This window comes from Lactobacillus porci, from assembly GCF_009695985.1.
GTDB classification, from domain to species: Bacteria; Bacillota; Bacilli; order Lactobacillales; family Lactobacillaceae; genus Lactobacillus; species Lactobacillus absianus.
In genome coordinates, this window is record NZ_VUMX01000023.1 from 13904 (window position 1) to 31850 (window position 17947).

Here is a 17947-nt window from a genome sequence, read left to right on the forward strand (position 1 = left end):
CAGAAGCGGACGCGGCGCGGGTCCGCTTTTGCTTTCTAGGTTATAATTGGTAGGAAACTGATCAGGAGTGAGGAAACAATATGGAAAATTACTTTTTTGACTTTGACGGGACCTTGTGTGAATCCCGTGACATATACGTGGCCTCGGTCCAGAAGACTTTTGAAGAGCATGGGGTCAAGGTGCCAACGAGGGCTGAGGTTTACGGTGCCATGGGGATTCCCATCAACGTTTCAATTGCCCGCTGGGCCAGAGCAGGCCACCGGCCTGAATTGGCAAACCGCCTCTTTGAGGAAGCGATGGCTGAATACAACAAGCTTGAAGATGGGATGGTCAAGGTCTTTCCGGGGATCAGCAAGCTGCTGACCGAATTGCTCCTGGCGGGCAAGAAGCTCTACGTCTGCTCCAGCAAGACCCACGCCGAACTGGCCCATAACCTGGAAATGCTGCATATGACCAGCTTTTTCACGGACTTTGTCGGTGCTGACGAAGTCGTCAACCACAAGCCAGCTCCGGATGAAATCGAGCTCTTGACCAAGCGCTATGACCTTGACTTGGCCGACTCAATCATGCTTGGCGATGCCAAGTACGACATCAAAATGGGGAAGAACGCTGGCTGCCAGACCTGTGCCTGCACCTGGGGCGCCTTTGACCTGGCCGCGCTGGCCGCGGAAAAGCCAGACTTTACGGCCAGCTATCCAACTGACATTCTGAGCTTCTAAATTTCCCGGGAAATAGCAGATAATAGAACGAGACAGACAAGCAACTAGAAAAGACAAAAGGAAAAATGCTTTTAATTTCATGGAATATTGATTCATTGAACGCGGCTTTGACGGGGACTTCCGCCAGAGCCTTGATGACGCGCGAGGTTTTGACCAAGGTGCATGCTGAGCAGCCTGACCTGCTGGCCATTCAAGAGACCAAGCTGCCAGCGGCTGGCCCAAGCAAGAAGCACCAGAAGCTCTTGGCTGAGCTCTTTCCGGAGTATGCCTACGTCTGGCGGTCCAGCCAAGAGCCAGCCAGAAAGGGCTACGCCGGTACCATGTACTTGTATAAGAAAGAACTTGGTGAGCCGAAGGTGACCTATCCGGTCATCGGTGCTCCGGACACCATGGACGATGAAGGCCGGATCATTACCTTGGAATTCCCGGAATTTTTCGTGACCGAAGTCTACACGCCAAATTCCGGAACCGGCCTGAAGCGCTTGGACCTGCGCCAGCAGTGGGATCAAAAGTACCGTGAGTATCTGGAGGAATTGGATAGGCAAAAGCCGGTCCTAGCCAGCGGCGACTTCAACGCGGCCTACAAGGAGATTGATCTGAAGCACCCGGAAAGCAACCACCATTCAGCCGGCTTTACCGATGAAGAGCGGGCCGGTTTCGGCCGCCTGCTGGACGCGGGCTTTACCGATACCTTCCGCCTGGTTCATGGGCAAGTGACTGGCAAGTACTCCTGGTGGGCCCAGCGGGTTCGCGCGGCCAAGGCCAACAATTCCGGCTGGAGAATCGATTATTGGCTGGTTTCCGACCGGATCGCCGGCAAGGTTGAGGAGTCGGACATGATTTCCACGGGCGAACGGGCGGACCATTGTCCGATATATTTAAAAATTTCCTTGTGATTTCCGAAAATTTATTTATTTTTCCCAGCCTTCGTAATAGAATGTAAAACGAGGTGTTGTGGATGAAGACATATCTAAAGGAATTGCTCAGCCTCAACCTCGCGGTCTTGATCGGCGTCCTGGCGGTTGGCTGCGGCCCACGCCCAGGCGTGGAAACGAGCTCAGAAACCATTGACGGGACAGAATACCGCAAAGCATTGCGGGCGACCGACGATGACAAACGGCATGATCATGTCAACAAAGTCACGATTAAGATCAGCAAGGGGTCAATAGCTGAAGCGACTTTGAACAAGTCCGCCGCCAGCTTTGCCTTGAAGCGGCGGATGCCAACGACGGTCAAGTTCGATCCGGACAGGAGCAAGCGGCTGGCCATTAGTGAGAACAAGCTGCTTTTGCCAACTAATCACATGAAGAAGCGGACCCTTGCCAGAAGCGGGCAAATTGGCTATGATGCCAAGAGCAGGCGTCTGGTTATTTTCGCGGAAGGCCAGGAGTACAAGAATGGCTTCTATTTGCTGGGGAGCTTGCAGCGGGCCGTTCCAGAGGCGGCCAGCCTGGTCAAGACGGCTGGCAAGGCCAAGGAAGTTAGGCTGAGCGTCCAAGATTGACAGAATATGAATCAAATAAAGCAAAGAAGAGATGGTGATAAGGATCAGCTCCTCTTTGCTTTTTTTGCGCGCTTTTTTCTTTATCTGCTGGTGTTTTTTATAGGCACTGTTATTTTTCTTCACTTTGTTAAATTAAGCTTAAAAAGTTATTTAAGTAAATTATCATGATTATCTCTTGCACATGCTGGTAAGATGGCTTATTGTTTAAGCAAAGGAAATTTTTGCTTGCTCATCCAGGCAGAAGGATATAATTATTTTTTAATATTTGTGTGATATCAACGCGGTTCGCGTTAGGAGGCTTACATATGAGTAGAAAAGTAGCTGTCATTGGTTTAGGTCACGTTGGTGCGACTGTCGCTTTTACCCTGTTCACGCACGCGATTGCGGACGAACTGGTCTTGTTGGACAAGAACGAGAAGAAGTGTGAGGCCGAATGGGGCGACTTGCGGGACACCTTGGCCAGAAACGACTACTACGTCAACGTTAAGTGGGGCGACTGGAACGAATTGAAGGATACTGACGTCGTAATCACTGCCTTTGGTGACGTCGCTGCCACCATCAAGACTGGCGACCGTTTCGCGGAATTCCCAATCAACACCGCCAACGCCAAGGAAGTTGGCCAAAAGATCAAGGAAACTGGCTTCAACGGCGTCATCATCAACATCTCCAACCCATGTGACGTGGTTACTTCCATCTTGCAAAAGGTCACCGGCTTGCCAAGGAACCAAGTCTTCGGGACCGGGACCTTCTTGGACACGGCCAGAATGCAAAGAGTGATCGGCGAAAAGTTCGGCCAAGACCCGCACAACGTTGAAGGCTACGTTTTGGGCGAACACGGGTCAAGCCAATTCACGGCTTGGTCAACCGTCCGCATCAACAACCGCAGCGCGATGGACCTCTTCAGCAAGGAAGAGCGTGACGTCTTGAGCGACGTGCCAAACAAGAACTCAATGAAGGTTGGCTTCGGCAAGGGCTACACCTGCTACGCCGTTTCAACCTGCGCGGTTCGTCTGGCCCGGGCCGTCTTCTCCAACGCCCACTACTACGGCCCAACCAGCTGCTACGTTGAATCCGTTGGTACCTACATCGGCTACCCGGCCGTCGTTGGCAAGGACGGGATCGAAGAAGTCTTCGAACTGGACTTGAACGAAGACGAAAAGAAGCGCTTGAACGCTTCAGCTGACAAGCTGAAGACCAACCTGGCCAAGCTGGGGCCTGAATACCTTGGCTAAGGCCGGGAAATAAGTCCAAATGTCAAATACCAAAGATAAGGCTGTCCGAGAGGGCAGCCTTATTTTTGACTATTTCTTCTTAAAGCAGTTTGATAGGAGCTGAGCAAAGAAAATGCTATACTAAAGTAAGTTACAAAAAGTTAGTAAAAATAGTGAGCAAAGGAGCAATAAATGAGCGCGAAGAGCTTGACTGATACCTATGTGTTGAACAACGGGGTTAAGATTCCTGTTGTCGGTTTTGGGACCTGGCAGACGCCAGATGGCGAAGTTGCCAAGACGTCCGTTGAAGCGGCGATCAACGCCGGTTACCGCCATATTGATACGGCTGCTGCCTATGGCAATGAAGACAGCGTCGGCGAGGGGATCAAGGCCAGTGGCGTCAACCGCCACGACTTGTTCGTGACGACCAAGCTGTGGAACAATGATCATGGCTATGAGGCCGCTAAAAAAGCGATCGATGCCAGTTTGACCCGGCTGGGTCTGGACTACGTCGACCTCTACCTGATTCACTGGCCAAATCCAGTCGGCTTCCGCGCCAACTGGATTTGGCCAATGCTGAAAGCTGGCGGGCCATGGAAGAAGCGGTCAAGGCCGGCAAGATCCGGGCAATCGGCGTATCCAACTTCCGTCAAAAGCATCTGGACGAACTGCTGAAGACGGCGGAAATCAAGCCAGCCGTCAACCAGATCTATTTGAACCCAAGCGACCTGCAAGCCGAGGTCGTGGCCATGAACGACCGGCTGGGCATCTTGAGCGAGGCCTACAGCCCGCTGGGGACTGGCGGCATGCTGGGCAATGAGACGGTCAAACAGGTGGCCGCGGCTCACGCGAAGTCTCCAGCCCAGGTCCTGATCCGCTGGTCGCTGCAGCATGGCTTCCTGCCGCTGCCAAAGTCAGTCCACCCGGAATACATCAAGGCCAACGCTGACGTCTTTGACTTTGCCCTGACGGCGACTGAAATGAAGACCTTGGACGGCCTCCACGGAGTCAGCGGCCTGGCAACTGATCCAGACACGACTAATTTCTAGAAAAATAGCTATCCGGGCAGACTAATGGCCAGGCTTAAAAGCTTGGAAAATAAGCTTTGTCAAAAGCAGGGGCGATGAAAGCCCGTGCCTAGTGGCTTTAGCCAGACAAAACTGGCCATGAATCCAGTTCGTTCCACAATACTAGATATTGTGTTTCACACCAGCAATGCTACTATATAAACAGGTAACAAACAGGCGTCCGCGGCAAGAACTTGCCTAGGTGCTTGGAAGGAGTGAGAGATGAGCGAATACCCGGACCGCTGGTCCAAGAATCTAAATCCTAATATCTAAAATTTATATCCTAAACTATTACTAATCCATTTACTATACAAAATCCATAAATCCAAAAAAGAAAGGCGTTCCCTGATTATTCGGAGCGCCTTTCTTTTTGTACAGTTAATGATTATTGCTACTATCTTACGCTTTATTTGCCGCTTTGGCTACATATTTCCTGGGAAATATTATTGTTCTTTAGCAATCCAGGCCTGCCAGACGTCAGGGGCATAGCCGGCGACGGCCTTTTTGCCGTTTCTGACGATCGGCTGCTTGAGGACCTGTTGCTGGTCCAGAACTTTAGCAAATTTTTGCTCTTCAACCAGGTACTTGAGCAGGGTCAAAGTCTTTTGGTCCCGGGCTTGGTCGTCAATCAGCCGGTCCAGGCCGCCAACGGCGTTGACGACGCTGGCCAGCTCGCCTTTGGAGAGACCTTTTTGCTTAGCATCGATAAATTGAAACTTGATCCCGCGTTCTTTGAAGAAGCGCTGGGCCTTTCTGGTGTCCGCGTTTTTCTTGCTGCCAAAAATCTGAATGTTCATGCTTGCTTTCCTCTATCTTGCATCTTGCTAATCTGCCTGGGTCTATCTTAGCATATTCTTTTTGCCGCATGCAAAAAGCCAGCTGGCATAACGCCAACTGGCTTTCTGGAATTTCAGTTTTAGCTTTTAATGGATAAGTTTAAAAGTTTAAAAGTGTAAGTTTGTAAAGTAATGTAAGTAATTTTTAAGTAGATTCGTTGTAAGAAAATCTGTAAGTTCTAAAAGGGATTCCTTAAAAGTGATTCAGGCTTAGCCTTCAACCTTTACAGGAGTTTCAGCTTCCTTGCCTTCAACCAATTCAAGGTTGTTGTCGAAGGCCTTAACTACCATGTTGCGAACAGCGTGAGTAGTGTAGAAGGCAGTGTGTGGAGTTACCAGAACGTTTGGACGAGCGATCAGGTCAGCCAAACGTGCGTCTGGGAATTCCTTGCCTTCCCAGTCTTCGTTGAAGACGCCAACTTCGCCTTCGTAAACGTCCATTACGTAACCGAAGACCTTGCCTGAGTCCAAACCACGGATGATAGCGTCAGTGTCTACCAGTGGACCACGTGATACGTTAACGATAACGACGTCTTGCTTCATTTCAGCGATTGACTTGTCGTTGATCATGTGAACGTTAGCTGGAACGTCTGGAACGTGCAGAGAAATGACGTCAGCTTGCTTGTACAAGTCGTCAAGTGAGTCTACGTAGTAGCCCTTCTTTTCCAGTTCTGGGTTCTTGAAGATGTCGTAAGCGATAACCTTAGCGCCAAAGCCTTCCATGATCTTCATGAAGACTTGACCGATGTGGCCAGTACCTACAACACCAACAACTTGGTCGCGAACTTCACGGCCGATGGTTGGTGCCCAACGCAAGTCGTGACGAGCAACCTTTTCGTCCATGCGCTTGTCTTGACGAAGAATGCGGGCAGCTTGGATAGCAGCGTGTTCTGCGATGGCGTCTGGTGAGTAAACAGGAACGTTAGTGATTTGGAAGCCAAGTTCCTTAGCCTTAGCCATGTCGATGTTGTCAACACCAACGTTACGAAGGCTCATCTTAGTGATGCCGTTGTCTGCCAAAGCTTGCAAAGTTTCAGCAGTGTAGTCGAGTTGTTGGTAAACAACAACACCGTCAGCACCCTTAGCCAAAGCTGCAGTTTCAGGGGTCAACAGCTTGTCAGTGTATTCAACTTCAACGTCCTTGTGAGCGTCTTCCCATTCCTTCAAGAATGGCTTTTCATCTTCACGAATTGCATAAGCAAAAATCTTAGTCATTATTTTCCCTCCATTATTCTTGCTTTGTCATTGATAATAATAACACAAAAATGTGAAGGACAACACTAAAAACCGCCCGCGTGAACAAGATAATTTGATTGAAAGCGCTAAACAGCAAGGGAGGCAAGATGTTTTTTTGAAGTGAAAGAATTATCTTTCACAAAGGTAAAAATCCTTTTTCGGATACAGGCGCCTTTGAAAAAATGCGAAATTTTCAGAAAACTAATCATTCATAAGATAATTTTAACAGTTCAGGAAATTTTCCTTTGCCGTTAAGCGGCTTAATCGATCTTGCGCTTAGGGTTGAGCAGATTCATTGGTCAAGGTCATTGTTGATGACACCTGGCTGAACGACGGGATAGGCATCGTCAGCGTTCAATTCCAGAATCTTGTTCATCTTGGCGGTTGAAAGAATGATGGCGTGTTCAACGGCATCAGCGCCAACAACGGTGCTGGTGAAGCGGTTCTGGGAAACGACTGGCAGGTGGAAGCAGCTGGCGGTGCCGCGATTGCGCAGCTTGTTGTTTTATTACTTACAATTAGCAAGTAAAGCTAGTATACACCCGTGACCGGCAATTGCAAATTTTAATCATGATTGTTAACAAAAAAAGCTTTTTTACCCAAAAGCCCGATAAACTGCTAGACTAAATTACAAAAAAATGAAATCGAGGAAAAGCGATGACAGCACAACAAATTATTCATGACCCCATGACTTTGGCCCGCCCGTCTGCTCTGGCCGGCAAGGCGGACTTGCCGGCGGCACAAGACTTGCTGGATACTTTGGTCTATCACCATGTAGAGCGGGATGGCCTGCCGGCCGCCGCGGGTCTAGCGGCCAACATGATTGGCCAAAGCAAGGCAATTATCGCCGTCTACGCGGGCTTTTTGCCAATGGTCATGATTAATCCGAAAATCGTTAAGCAAAGCCGGCCTTATTTGGCAACGGAGGGCTGCCTGTCTTTGAGCGGGGAACGGCCGGTCCGCCGCTTTGAAGAAATCACCGTATCCTATCAGGACATGCGGCTGCAGGCGCATACGCAGAATTTTACCGGCTTTATCGCAGAAACCATTCAGCATGAAGTCGACCACTGCCAGGGAATCTTAATTTAATTGGCAAATTGCGATAAAAAGCCAGACCACGCGAGGAAAGCGGGTCTGGCTTTTTTGAAAAATTATCTGGAGGGGCAGTGCACTATTTGCCTGACAAGTAAGAGATCGGCTTTTGGACTTCGACTTTGGTGCCGGAGTACTTCTTGTTGATCCATTTTTGGATGTTCTTGTTGTGGTAGAGCTTAACCAGTTTCTTGTATTCCTGCTTGTTTTGGTTCTTCTTGGCGGTAGCCAAAACGTTGATGTTGTTCTTGGTGCTCTGGTCGATCTTTTCATGGTAGATGGAATCGGTCAAAACGTTCAGGTGGCCGGTCAGGGCAATGGTGTTCCCGATCAGCACGGCGTCAACGGACTTGATGACGCGTGGGCCAGTCGTGTCGTCGATCAGCTTGAACTTGAACTGCTTTGGATTGGCGGAGATGTCGTTCACGTTGCCATTGGCGTCGTTAAAGTCCTTTTTCAGCTTGATCAGTCCCGCGCTTTGCAAAAGCAGGAGGCCGCGGGCTTCATTGGCGGCGTTGTTGGCCAGGGCGATCGTTGCGCCCTTAGGCAGGTCCTTAACGCTCTTGTACTTGGAAGAGTAGATCCCCATTGGCTCAAGGTAGGTCGTGCCTAAAGCCACCTGGGTGCCGGCATTGTCCTTGGACTTGTTGTAGGCCTGCAGGTAGGCCCATGAGGCAAAAGCGGAAACGTCAATGCTGCCGTCCGAAGTGGCCCGGAGGAGGCTAGGGCCGTCCGTGAAGGACTTGACATTGATTTTTAAGCCCAGCTGCTTGGCCTCCTTGGTCTTGGCAATGTGCCGCCAAACGTTGACGTCTGGGCCGATCGAGCCAATGGTGATGGTGGTGCTGGATTTGCCGCTTGGCTTGCTGCCAGGGCGGAAGCTGATAAAAGCAATGATGGCCAAAGCGACTACGGCGATGGCCGCGATCAAGCGATTTCTCTGTTTCTTTCTCATGGAGCTGCCTGCCTTTCTAATACTTGGCTAATCTTCGACCACGTGGCGCGCGAATGGGTCGTCGCTGATGCCTTGCTTCAGGATGTCGTTGCACCATTCTTTGGCGGTGAAGAGGGAGTGGTCGCGGTAGTTGCCGCAAGTCTTGATGGTAGTGCCGGGCACGTCTTCCCACTTGATCTCGTCGCGGATTTCCTTGAGGGAATCGCGCAGGGCCCGGGCAACGTCAGTGCTTGAGTGCTCGCCCCAGGTGATCAGGTGAAAGCCCGTCCGGCAGCCAAACGGGGAACAGTCGATGACCCCGTTCAAACGGTCGCGCAAGAGGCTGGCCAAGAGGTGTTCAATGGTATGAAGGCCACCGGTTGGAATCGCGTTTTCGTTCGGCTGCACCAGGCGCAGGTCGAAGTTGGAGATCTTGTCTCCCTTCGGGCCTTCTTCAACCGTGATCAGTCTGACGTATGGGGCCTTAACCTTAGTGTGATCCAATTCAAAACTTTCAACTTTAGCCATGATAATCTCTCCTTTGTCTCGAAAAAATGTTTTTGCTGAATGGCCAATGATTGAACGGGGATTCCGGCAATAAAAAAGTCCCTGGATGAATGTTCATCCAGGGACGCCGTCAGCGTGCTACCACCCTTTGTTCACCACTTGCTCGCGCAAGCAGCCTTGCTAAGTACGGCCGCTGAAAAGCGGATTATACTCGGATGCGCTATCGGGCATCAAGCGCAAGAAGCTTGCCGGTGGCTCGCCTCTTGGCAGACTCAAAGACCATTTTCACCGGGGCCTCTTCAGCGCCTCCCACCTAACGCGCCTCTCTGGGGAAGAGTCTGACCGGTTACTTATCTTATCTTTGTCTCTCGTTCTTTCATTTTTTAATCATAATATAATAATTGAGTGAGCCTGTAAAGAGAAATCGCCCAAAAAGTTAAAAAAACTATTTTGGCTGCTTGCGCTGGTCCTTATGCTTAAGTGCTTTCTTGAAGGCCGTCCGCGGGTGCGGGGCCAGGTCTTGCAGGGTCTCGTAGCCCTGCTTTTGGAAGGAGTCGAAGATGCCGTCGACGATCTTGGCCCGGCTGGCCAGGGAGATGCCGCTGAGACTCCGGTCCAGCCAGCGATGGAAGGACTTGGAGTCTGGGGCCGTGTCCGCGGCTTCAACGACTTGGCCATCCTTGATCTGCCAAGACAGCAGGTCGTGCTGCCAGATGCCCTTGGCCGTGCTCTTGACGATGGTGGCTGGATATTGCCGGGGCTCAAAGATCTGGCCGACAATGTCGTATTCGGGGATGAAGCGGCGCACCTTGGCTTTGGGAAAGGTCAATTCGGGGAAGAGGTCGGGGCAAAGGCCCGGACCATCAAAATCATCCAGGCGCAGGACGCGCTCGCGCTCATTTTCGGGCAGAAGCTCACAAGCGTAGAGGGCCAGGTTGCCGCCCTTGGAGTGGCCGCCAACGTAGACCATGCCGGTGCAGTCGCGGATCTCCGCGCGGACGTAGGCCAGCGCGGCTTCTTGTCCGCTGGTCCGGTCGAAGGCCGTGATGAAGTTCTCCTTCCAGCCAACCAAGCTGGTGTCGGTGCCGCGGAAGGCAATATAGCGGTCTCCGCCCGGCAGCAGGAAGGTCATGCCGGCAAACTGGGTTTGCGCGGCAGCGTTGACCACGGAAATGGCCCGGAGGATGATCAGCGGGGCAAAGCGGCGGTTTGTGGCCAAAGCCTTGATGAATGGATAAAAGGCGGCCGGATCGCCTAAGCCCATCGTCTTGATCTGATCCTGGGCAAGGAGTTCCTGGCAGACGCTGCCCAAAGTCCGGCCGGCGATTTTGCCGCTTGGGGAGAAGTCCAGGTAGCAAAGTTCAGAAAAGACCATGCCGTCAGGCACGGTGATCGTGAGACGTGGCAGGTCATGAGTTTGCAGCCATTCAAGATAAGTGGTCAGATTGCTTCCGGTTTCCATCGCGTTTGCCTCCTTTTTGCCTCAAGAATAGCATTTTTGCTGTTTTTAGGGGTGAAAATTGCCCAGGAAATAAAAAAACGGTCTCCAAGAATGGAGACCGTTTGGCAGATCATCTTCGTGCAGACTAGGCAAAGTTGTCTTGCAGGTCCTTGACGCTGGCTTCTGGCAAAATGGTGTAGACTGACCCCTTGATGCCCTTGGAATCTTCCAAGCTCATGTCAACGCTCTTTTCGCCGTTGGCGGCGTCGCTCAAGGCCAAGCCGAGCAGCTTGTAAGGCGTTGAAGTTGGGTCTGGTGAGAAGTAAATGCGCTTCTTGCCGTCATTGACTGAGGTTTCAGTGTAGACATAGACTTGTGCCGGGTTAGTCTTAACGTCCAAGTTCAAGTCGCTGCTGTCAACCTTGTTCAAAGTCAGCAATTCGTAGTGGTCAGCAATGTGGCCGCCCATGCGCTGGTAAATGTCCAGGAATTTCTTGGCCTTGTCCGGGTCAACTTCGCCGAAGTCAATGTTAGCGGCGTTTTCTTGCACCAGTGACAAAACGAGCAGGTGGTTGTTGTCGTGGTCATAGTAGACGCTGAAGTTCTCAACGCCGCCTGGCCAAGCAGCCTTGCCCTTTTCGTAAGGGGTAAAGAAGACGCTGCTGTCGTTCTTGACTACCAAGTGGTTGTTTCCGTCAACGGAGTCCAACTTAATGACAGGCATTGGCGGAATGTAGCCTTCGTGCTGGCGTTCCTTCCACAAAGCCCGTTGCTTCTTCTTTTCATTGCGGGAATTGATGAAGATGATGATCCCCGCGACAATGATGATCAGTAAAAGTATCAAACCCATAGTTGTCTAAACCTCCAGTTGTTGTCACCTTTTCCGCACATGAAAAGATGCTTTTATGAGTAATATGTTAAAACTTTTCTCCCTTACTTTGCAAGAGTAGATGTCATGTTTATCATTTAATTTTACTACAAATCCGATATTTGGCAATGTTTGCCCGGCTTCGGGGCAAGGGTGGCAGGATAAAATTCACATATTTTTAAGCCTGTCCGGAGGCCTGGCTTCGTTTCTAAAGAAAAGTTGGACTTTTAACGCTAAAAGTTAGTTTCCGGCCCGCGATTGCTAGTTGTGGTGCTTGGAAATGCTCTCTTTCAGAAGCGCGATGTATTTTTCGGCAGTCGGCGACAGGTGGTGGTGGCGGTTGATGATATAGCCGATCTGGATGTATTCATCATAGGCTAGGGGACGGGCGATGATCTGGTCCCCGTTTAAGTCGGCATTGATGATCCCGGAGCTGATCGTGTAGCCGTTCAGGCCGATCAAGAGGTTGAACAGGGTGGCGCGGTCACTGACCATGATTGACTTTGGCGACTTGCGGTCGGCCAGGGTCTCCTCCCAGTAGTAGAAAGAGTTGTGCTTGCCCTGGTCATAGGCCAGCTTGGGGTAGGGAAGGAGGTCTTTTAAGCGGATGAGCTTCTTTTTGGCCAAAGGGTGGCTCTTGCAGAGGAAGACGTAAGGGCTGGTCTTGTAGAGCGGGAAAAAGAGCAGGTCTTTTTCACTGAAGACCCCTTGCAGGACCTGGTGGTTGTACTCGCTCAGATAGACAATGCCGACCTCGCTGCGAAGGTTGGCCACGTCATCGATGGCATCGTAAGTCTTGGTCTCCTTGAAGGTGGCCTGGTAGTCGTCCTTGCCGATCTCCCGGAGCAGATGGACGAAAGCGTCAACGGCAAAGGCATAGTGCTGGGCCGAGACGCTAAAGATCTTTGGGGCGGAAGCATCCTCATGGTAGCGCCGGTCCAGCAGGTCAACCTGGTCCAGGATCTGCCGGGCGTACTGCATGAATTCCTGCCCGTCGTCAGTTAGAACCACGCCCTTGCTGGAGCGGGCCAGGATGGTGATGCCCACGTCCTTTTCCAGCTGCTTGATGGCATTGGAGAGGGTCGGCTGGGCAATAAAGAGCTCCTTGGCGGCCTGGGTCATGCTGCCGCTTTCGACGACTTTTTCCAAATAACGCAATTGCTGAATTCGCATTTTTGTCCTCCCATAGCTAAAATCTATCAAGTACCGCTATAAATAGCTATTTCAAATATAGCTGAATCTGGCATATACTTGCAAGCAACAAGTCATTAAGAAAAAATTAAAGCTTTTACAGCGAAGCGAAATCAGCATTGAGAGCATCTCAGGAGGAATTGATTATGTCAGAAAAGAACTTATTGCGCTACGACATCGTTGGCAGCTTCTTGCGTCCAGCAGAATTGAAGGAGGCCCGCGCCAAGTTCGCGGCTGGTAAAATTGACCAGGCTGAATTGAAGCGGGTAGAAGATGAAGAAATCCGCAAGCTGGTACCAAAGGAAAAGGCCGCTGGCCTCAAGGTGGTCACTGATGGGGAATTCCGCCGCTCATACTGGCACCTGGACACTTTCTGGGGCTTTGGCGGCGTGGACCATGTCCAAGCTGAGCACGGCTACTTTTTCCATGGGGAAGAAACCCGCCGGGACGCGGCCAAGGTCGTTGGCAAGCTGACTTACGAGCCAGGCCACCCAGACGTTGAAGCCTTTAAGTTCTTAAAGGAAGTGGCTGACGAAGTCGGCGGGGTCGCTGTCCGGCAAAGCATTCCAGCGCCTGCCCAGCTGTACTGCGAATTGATCTGCCGCAATGATGAACTGATTGCCGCGACTGACGCCGTTTACCCAGACCACGCGGAATTGGCCAAGGACGTCTCCAAGGTCTACCACGACCTCATTCAAGACCTGTATGACCACGGTGCCCGCGACGTCAAGCTGGACGACTGTACCTGGGGCGTCTTGTGCGACGACGAATTCTGGCCGGCCTTCTCAGAAGGTGGCCGCCTGAAGCGGGAAGAAATTCTCCAGCTCTACAAGGAGATCAACGAAAATGCCTTGGTTGGCCTGCCGGCTGACCTCCGCGTTTCAACGCACATCTGCCGCGGGAACTACGACTCTCACTGGGCAGCCCAAGGCGGCTACGCTCCAGCCGCGCCATACGTCTTCAAGGAAAAGGGCATCGACGCCTTCTACCTGGAATTTGACGACGACCGTTCAGGTGGCTTTGAACCGCTTAAGGAAGTCCCAGCCGACAAGGAAGTCGTTTTGGGCCTGGTTACCAGCAAGAAGCCGGACTTGGAAGACCCAGAGCGCTTGAAGGAAAGAATCAAGGAAGCCGGCGAATTTCACCCGACAGCTGCGTCTGCCTTGAGCACCCAATGCGGCTTTGCCTCAACTGAAGAAGGGAACCACCTGACTGAAGACCAGCAATGGGCCAAGATCAAGCTGGTCATCGACACGGCCAAGGAAGTCTGGGGCTAATTTTTGGTAAGAAAAGACTCAAAAATAATTTGAATAAAAGTAATTAGCGTCCTTTTCGCAAGAAAAGGGCGTTTTTTGCTTGAAAAAAGCAAAATTTATAAAAACGTTTCCAGAAAAGGCTTTGCTAATCTATAATATGAACTGTGAAAAGCTTGTGATTAAGTTTTATTGATAGATTTAGAGGAAACGAGGCAATTAGATTGAAGAAATACGCATTCGGTGTAGACATTGGCGGTACGACCGTAAAGATCGGCTTGTTTGAAACCAACGGTCAATTAGTTGAAAAATGGGAAATCCCAACCAGAAAAGAGGACAATGGGTCACAAATTCTGCCGGACATCGCTGCTTCCCTGGCGGGCAAGCTGTCAGGCCGCGGCATCAGCAAGGATGAAGTTGAAGGGATCGGGATTGACGTTCCTGGTCCAATCCTGCAGGATGAAATCGTGAACAAGTGCGTCAACCTTGGCTGGGGCGTGCTCAACGTGGCTGCCGAAGTCAAGAAGCTGACCGGCATCGATGAAGTCAAGGTAGCCAACGACGCCAACGCGGCCGCTTTGGGCGAAATGTGGAAGGGCGGCGGCGAAAGCCACAAGAACGTCGTCATGGTGACCCTGGGCACTGGCGTTGGCGGCGGGATCATCCTCAATGGGAAGATTTTGCCAGGCAACTTCGGGGCTGCCGGTGAAATCGGCCACATGACCATGAACCTGGATGAAGACCAAGCCTGCGGCTGCGGCAAGAAGGGCCACTTGGAGCAATATGCTTCAGCAACTGGGATTGCCCGCAGAGCCAAGGAAGTCCTGGCCGCCAGCGACAAGCCATCCAAATTGCGTGAGATCGAAAATCCAGATGCCAAGGCAGTCTTTGACGCGGCCAAGGAGGGCGATGAGCTGGCTTTGGAAATCGTGGACTTTGTCGGCCGGACTTTGGGCTTAGCCCTGGCAACCATCTCCTGCGTGGTTGACCCAGAAGTCTACGTTATCGGTGGCGGCGTGTCCAAGGCCGGCGAGATCTTGACTGATGCCGTGAAGAAGTACTTCGTCAAGTACGCTTTCCACGCTTCAGAAGGCACGGAATTTGCCTTGGCGGAACTGGGCAACGATGCCGGCATGTACGGCGCGGTCAAGATGGTTATCAAGGATTAAGCTGACAAAAAAGGGTTTTGGAAAAACTCTAACGAATAAAAAAGGCTTCTAGAAGTGTAAAACTTCTGGAAGCCTTTTTATGTATCTTAAATCACGGCAGAGAGCTGGTTCCCGATTTACAGTTGAACCTGCGCCAAGGTTTCACTCATCTTGGCGGCAGAAGCAAGCATTTTCTGCTTTTCGTCGTCCGACAATTCCAGTTCCAGCACATGACTGATCCCTGAGCCGTTGACGATGCAGAGGGTGCCCAGGTAAAGCTCTTCAGCAATCCCATATTCTCCATTGATTGGCGCGGACAGCGGCAAAACCAGGTCTTGGTTTTCCAGGATGGCAGCGACGATCTTGGCCAGCATCATTGCTACGCCGTAGTAAGTTGCCCCCTTCTTGGCGATGATTTCGCTGCCCTTTTGGCGGACGATTCCTTCAATCTCGTCCAAGGTTTCCGGAGTGATTTGCGGGTAGTCCAAGAGCCGCTTGCCGTCGGCGTTGGCGCCAGAGAAGTTTTCAAAGCTGGTGTCCCCGTGCTCGCCCAGGACCCAGGCGTTGATTTTTTCAACGGGCAGGTTCAGGCGGTTGGAGATCTCGACCCGCAGGCGGGCGGAGTCCAGAGAAGTCCCAGTCCCCAAAACGCGGTTCTTCGGGAAGCCGGACAGCTTTTGGGTCAGGGTCGTCAAAATATCGACCGGGTTGGCGGAAACAACGAAGACGCCGCTGAAGCCGGACTTGACGATTGGATCTACGATGCTCTTCAAGATTCCGACGTTCTTTTGTACCAGATCCAGCCGACTTTCACCTGGCTTGCGGGGCACGCCGGCAGTGATCACGACCACGTCCGCGTCCGCGGCATCGCCGTACTCGCCAGCGTAGATATTGGTGTGGCCCGTAAAGCAGGTCACGTCCTCCAGATCCAGACTGTCGCCGACTGCCCGGTCCTTGGCGATATCACAGATGACCAGTTCGTCGACTTGAGTAGTTTGCAACAGGTCGTTGGCAAAGTTGGAGCCAACGGCTCCATCGCCAACTAGCAAGACTTTTTTACTCATATTTTTTCTCCCTTCGTTAGGCATGGTGCATTGGTGAAATTGCTTACTCAAATTATAACGTAGTGTAAGCTTAATTGCGCCCAGGACCACAAAAAAACGCAGCCAGGAGAGCTGCGTTTAATGTGATGTGATAAAACTAAGTTCGCTTAAAGCGACTTAAGCGGGTTTATGGCACGAGTGATAGGAAGGTTCGCGCCAACCGCAAATGTGATGAGTAAGGAAAAAATAAATTCTGTCATTTTTCAGACAAGAACCGAAAAAATGTTGAAATACATATTCTATATGCTAGGCCATTCACCAGACGTGTTGCTTGCCGAAATAAACAAGTAACATAATCGAAAAGCAAAAGGGGCAAGCGGCCGCCTGGCTTCTGGTAGTTAAGAGTCTTGCTCATAAGACCGGCCCGCGATCAGGAGATGATTGATGAGTCTGCCTTATGGACAAAGATACGGAAAATTATGACGACTGAAGGAGAAAAAATGAGAAAAATAATTTAGTCGCATAACTTTCGAGTATCATAGTACGCCGGTTTATCTAGAAAATCAAAAAAATCCATGACTTTTTTGAAAAAATAAAAGCGAGCTAAATTGCAAGCGGTTTATTCATCTAGTGGGTAAAAGTTTTTAAAGTGGAGCGGACCAATTGATTAAAAGTTGTGATCAGCTGTTGGCTTGGTCAGAAAATAGTAAATCAGTTGGCCAGCATGGTAAAATTAAAGGAAACGGCATTTCGGAGGAAAGAAAAAATGAAAAGATTTTGGCAAGGAACCGTCCTGCTGGCAGCACTGCTGCTGACCGGCTGCCAGCAAAGAAACGTCAGCAGCCAGCAAAGGCCAAGGGAGACGGCGGCCCAAAAAGCGGCCAAGAAGCGGAAATTAGCGGCCCAGAAGGCCCGGATCTACATCTATAAGGGAAAGATCAGTGCCAGCGATCAGAAGCAGCTGGATAAGCTGGACGTGGCCGCTTTTGGAGACTCAGTGATGAAGGGCTGCGCGCCAGCCTACTAGCAGCTATTTCCAAAGATTTCGATCGACGCGCAGGAATCCCGCCAGGCCTCGGCCTTGCCTGGCTTGGCTGCAGGGCTGCCAGCCAGCAAGAAGCTGGTCTTGATTGGCCTGGGAACCAACGGCTACTTGGAAAAGTCGACCATCACCCAAACCGTCAAGGAGCTCAAGGGCCGGGAAATCTACTGGATCAACAACAATGTCGACCGTGACTGGGAGGAAAGCAACAACGAGCTGATCGCGGAAGCTGCCAAGAAGTACAAGAACGTCCACATGATTGACTGGAAGAACGCGTCCATGGACCACGACGAGTGGTTCGCTGACGGCATCCACCCGACTGAAGACGGGATCAAGGCCATGACAACCCTGGTGGCCAGGACGATCCTCGTTGATGAGGGGTTGAAGAAGTTTTAAGGGCATTTTTTACAAATTTAAGTCCGTTAAAATTCTTCACAAATGAAATTTCGTTGCAGCAAGTGGTGAAAAAGGCATAGTTGCGCGCTTTCGCGCTAGTTGATTGACAGGGCCTATTAAAATAATGCTCGCTTCCCCTTGCGAAAGCGCTTAACTGGTATACACTTAAATGAGTGCAGTTCTAAAAGGGAAGCACGAGAATCGGCGCGGCGATCCCGAAACCGCGCCAAAGTAATGTAAGTGATAATTTCACAAAAGTAAGTTTTTAGCATTTTCTATCACATGTGATAGAGTTCACTAGAACTATTGCCCATAAAAATACCCAACGCCTTTGAAGTGCCATAGAAAAGTTAGACATTTTATAAAATCTTAAATAGTTGCCATTACACGATCTCTATATTTTACAGGGGTCGTGTAATTTAGTTTATTGGACCGTCTGATGTTGTTAAACCAATATAT

Annotated in this window: 18 protein-coding genes and 2 pseudogenes; 10 read left to right on the forward strand and 10 right to left on the reverse strand. The window is 50.8% G+C overall.

The annotated features are described in order from the left end of the window. The first annotated feature begins 80 nt into the window (after positions 1 to 80). The 5 genes and pseudogenes from FYJ62_RS08050 (at position 81) to FYJ62_RS08070 (ending at position 4483) form a co-directional block, all read left to right on the forward strand. Complete coding sequence (locus FYJ62_RS08050; protein WP_154549182.1) at positions 81 to 719, forward strand: HAD family hydrolase; 639 nt, start codon at positions 81 to 83, stop codon at positions 717 to 719. Between the two features lie 65 nt (positions 720 to 784). Further along, positions 785 to 1615 carry an exodeoxyribonuclease III gene (locus tag FYJ62_RS08055; protein WP_154549183.1) on the forward strand — a complete coding sequence of 277 codons (831 nt, stop codon included), beginning with the start codon at positions 785 to 787 and terminating at the stop codon, positions 1613 to 1615. Positions 1616 to 1677: 62 nt separating this feature from the next. Further along, complete coding sequence (locus FYJ62_RS08060; RefSeq protein ID WP_154549184.1) at positions 1678 to 2223, forward strand: cyclophilin-like fold protein; 546 nt, start codon at positions 1678 to 1680, stop codon at positions 2221 to 2223. A 305-nt stretch (positions 2224 to 2528) separates the two neighbouring features. Beyond that, entirely contained in the window at positions 2529 to 3455 is a 927-nt protein-coding gene (locus tag FYJ62_RS08065) for an L-lactate dehydrogenase (protein ID WP_154549185.1), read from the forward strand. 171 nt (positions 3456 to 3626) lie between these two features. Then, positions 3627 to 4483, forward strand: a pseudogene (locus FYJ62_RS08070) (aldo/keto reductase). A 461-nt stretch (positions 4484 to 4944) separates the two neighbouring features. Here the strand turns inward: FYJ62_RS08070 and FYJ62_RS08075 are convergent. The 3 genes and pseudogenes from FYJ62_RS08075 to FYJ62_RS08085 form a co-directional block, all read right to left on the reverse strand. After that, on the reverse strand, positions 4945 to 5298 hold the full coding sequence (locus FYJ62_RS08075) for an arsenate reductase family protein (protein WP_154549186.1): 354 nt from the start codon (positions 5296 to 5298) through the stop codon (positions 4945 to 4947). 249 nt (positions 5299 to 5547) lie between these two features. Continuing rightward, positions 5548 to 6552, reverse strand: a complete 1005-nt coding sequence (locus FYJ62_RS08080; protein WP_154549187.1) for a D-2-hydroxyacid dehydrogenase — start codon at positions 6550 to 6552, stop codon at positions 5548 to 5550. Positions 6553 to 6868: 316 nt separating this feature from the next. Next, positions 6869 to 7042, reverse strand: a pseudogene (locus FYJ62_RS08085) (FAD-binding protein); the annotation flags it as partial. A gap of 188 nt (positions 7043 to 7230) precedes the next feature. On the opposite strand from FYJ62_RS08085, the gene FYJ62_RS08090 reads away from it, so the two are divergent. Beyond that, a complete protein-coding gene (locus FYJ62_RS08090; protein ID WP_154549188.1) occupies positions 7231 to 7662 on the forward strand; it encodes a peptide deformylase in 432 nt (143 codons plus the stop codon). Positions 7663 to 7744: 82 nt separating this feature from the next. On the opposite strand, the gene FYJ62_RS08095 is transcribed toward FYJ62_RS08090, so the two are convergent. The 5 genes from FYJ62_RS08095 to FYJ62_RS08115 form a co-directional block, all read right to left on the reverse strand. Continuing rightward, entirely contained in the window at positions 7745 to 8620 is an 876-nt protein-coding gene (locus FYJ62_RS08095) for a MetQ/NlpA family ABC transporter substrate-binding protein (protein ID WP_154549189.1), read from the reverse strand. A 27-nt stretch (positions 8621 to 8647) separates the two neighbouring features. Beyond that, the gene (locus FYJ62_RS08100; protein ID WP_154549190.1) at positions 8648 to 9127 is read right to left on the reverse strand and encodes an S-ribosylhomocysteine lyase; all 480 of its coding nucleotides are present in this window, start codon (positions 9125 to 9127) and stop codon (positions 8648 to 8650) included. Between the two features lie 424 nt (positions 9128 to 9551). Further along, complete coding sequence (locus FYJ62_RS08105) at positions 9552 to 10568, reverse strand: Mbeg1-like protein (RefSeq protein WP_154549191.1); 1017 nt, start codon at positions 10566 to 10568, stop codon at positions 9552 to 9554. A gap of 124 nt (positions 10569 to 10692) precedes the next feature. Then, positions 10693 to 11397, reverse strand: a complete 705-nt coding sequence (locus FYJ62_RS08110) for a hypothetical protein (RefSeq protein ID WP_154549192.1) — start codon at positions 11395 to 11397, stop codon at positions 10693 to 10695. A 279-nt stretch (positions 11398 to 11676) separates the two neighbouring features. Continuing rightward, the gene (locus tag FYJ62_RS08115; protein WP_154549193.1) at positions 11677 to 12588 is read right to left on the reverse strand and encodes a LysR family transcriptional regulator; all 912 of its coding nucleotides are present in this window, start codon (positions 12586 to 12588) and stop codon (positions 11677 to 11679) included. A gap of 164 nt (positions 12589 to 12752) precedes the next feature. Here FYJ62_RS08115 and FYJ62_RS08120 point away from each other — a divergent pair, with 164 nt between their 5' ends. Both FYJ62_RS08120 and FYJ62_RS08125 read left to right on the forward strand, forming a co-directional pair. Further along, entirely contained in the window at positions 12753 to 13883 is a 1131-nt protein-coding gene (locus FYJ62_RS08120; RefSeq protein WP_154549194.1) for a 5-methyltetrahydropteroyltriglutamate--homocysteine S-methyltransferase, read from the forward strand. 200 nt (positions 13884 to 14083) lie between these two features. Next, positions 14084 to 15028: an ROK family glucokinase gene (locus tag FYJ62_RS08125; RefSeq protein WP_154549195.1), complete on the forward strand. Its 945-nt coding sequence runs from the start codon at positions 14084 to 14086 to the stop codon at positions 15026 to 15028. A 116-nt stretch (positions 15029 to 15144) separates the two neighbouring features. On the opposite strand, the gene FYJ62_RS08130 is transcribed toward FYJ62_RS08125, so the two are convergent. After that, positions 15145 to 16071 (reverse strand): L-lactate dehydrogenase, encoded by a 927-nt coding sequence (locus FYJ62_RS08130; protein WP_154549196.1) that lies wholly within the window; start codon positions 16069 to 16071, stop codon positions 15145 to 15147. A 745-nt stretch (positions 16072 to 16816) separates the two neighbouring features. Here FYJ62_RS08130 and FYJ62_RS08135 point away from each other — a divergent pair. Continuing rightward, positions 16817 to 17077 carry a hypothetical protein gene (locus FYJ62_RS08135; protein ID WP_154549197.1) on the forward strand — a complete coding sequence of 87 codons (261 nt, stop codon included), beginning with the start codon at positions 16817 to 16819 and terminating at the stop codon, positions 17075 to 17077. Between the two features lie 54 nt (positions 17078 to 17131). Continuing rightward, entirely contained in the window at positions 17132 to 17488 is a 357-nt protein-coding gene (locus FYJ62_RS08140; protein ID WP_154549198.1) for an SGNH/GDSL hydrolase family protein, read from the forward strand. 369 nt (positions 17489 to 17857) lie between these two features. On the opposite strand, the gene FYJ62_RS08145 is transcribed toward FYJ62_RS08140, so the two are convergent. Then, positions 17858 to 17947, reverse strand: a 90-nt coding sequence (locus FYJ62_RS08145; RefSeq protein WP_154486841.1) for an IS3 family transposase, incomplete at its 5' end; no start/stop codon positions are given.

Coding starts and splice junctions, on each gene's coding strand:
- FYJ62_RS08050 (WP_154549182.1), top strand. CDS start 81: ATGGAAAATTACTTTTTTGACTTTGACGGGACCTTGTGTGAATCCCGT.
- FYJ62_RS08055 (WP_154549183.1), top strand. CDS start 785: ATGCTTTTAATTTCATGGAATATTGATTCATTGAACGCGGCTTTGACG.
- FYJ62_RS08060 (WP_154549184.1), top strand. CDS start 1,678: ATGAAGACATATCTAAAGGAATTGCTCAGCCTCAACCTCGCGGTCTTG.
- FYJ62_RS08065 (WP_154549185.1), top strand. CDS start 2,529: ATGAGTAGAAAAGTAGCTGTCATTGGTTTAGGTCACGTTGGTGCGACT.
- FYJ62_RS08075 (WP_154549186.1), bottom strand. CDS start 5,298: ATGAACATTCAGATTTTTGGCAGCAAGAAAAACGCGGACACCAGAAAG.
- FYJ62_RS08080 (WP_154549187.1), bottom strand. CDS start 6,552: ATGACTAAGATTTTTGCTTATGCAATTCGTGAAGATGAAAAGCCATTC.
- FYJ62_RS08090 (WP_154549188.1), top strand. CDS start 7,231: ATGACAGCACAACAAATTATTCATGACCCCATGACTTTGGCCCGCCCG.
- FYJ62_RS08095 (WP_154549189.1), bottom strand. CDS start 8,620: ATGAGAAAGAAACAGAGAAATCGCTTGATCGCGGCCATCGCCGTAGTC.
- FYJ62_RS08100 (WP_154549190.1), bottom strand. CDS start 9,127: ATGGCTAAAGTTGAAAGTTTTGAATTGGATCACACTAAGGTTAAGGCC.
- FYJ62_RS08105 (WP_154549191.1), bottom strand. CDS start 10,568: ATGGAAACCGGAAGCAATCTGACCACTTATCTTGAATGGCTGCAAACT.
- FYJ62_RS08110 (WP_154549192.1), bottom strand. CDS start 11,397: ATGGGTTTGATACTTTTACTGATCATCATTGTCGCGGGGATCATCATC.
- FYJ62_RS08115 (WP_154549193.1), bottom strand. CDS start 12,588: ATGCGAATTCAGCAATTGCGTTATTTGGAAAAAGTCGTCGAAAGCGGC.
- FYJ62_RS08120 (WP_154549194.1), top strand. CDS start 12,753: ATGTCAGAAAAGAACTTATTGCGCTACGACATCGTTGGCAGCTTCTTG.
- FYJ62_RS08130 (WP_154549196.1), bottom strand. CDS start 16,071: ATGAGTAAAAAAGTCTTGCTAGTTGGCGATGGAGCCGTTGGCTCCAAC.
- FYJ62_RS08135 (WP_154549197.1), top strand. CDS start 16,817: ATGAAAAGATTTTGGCAAGGAACCGTCCTGCTGGCAGCACTGCTGCTG.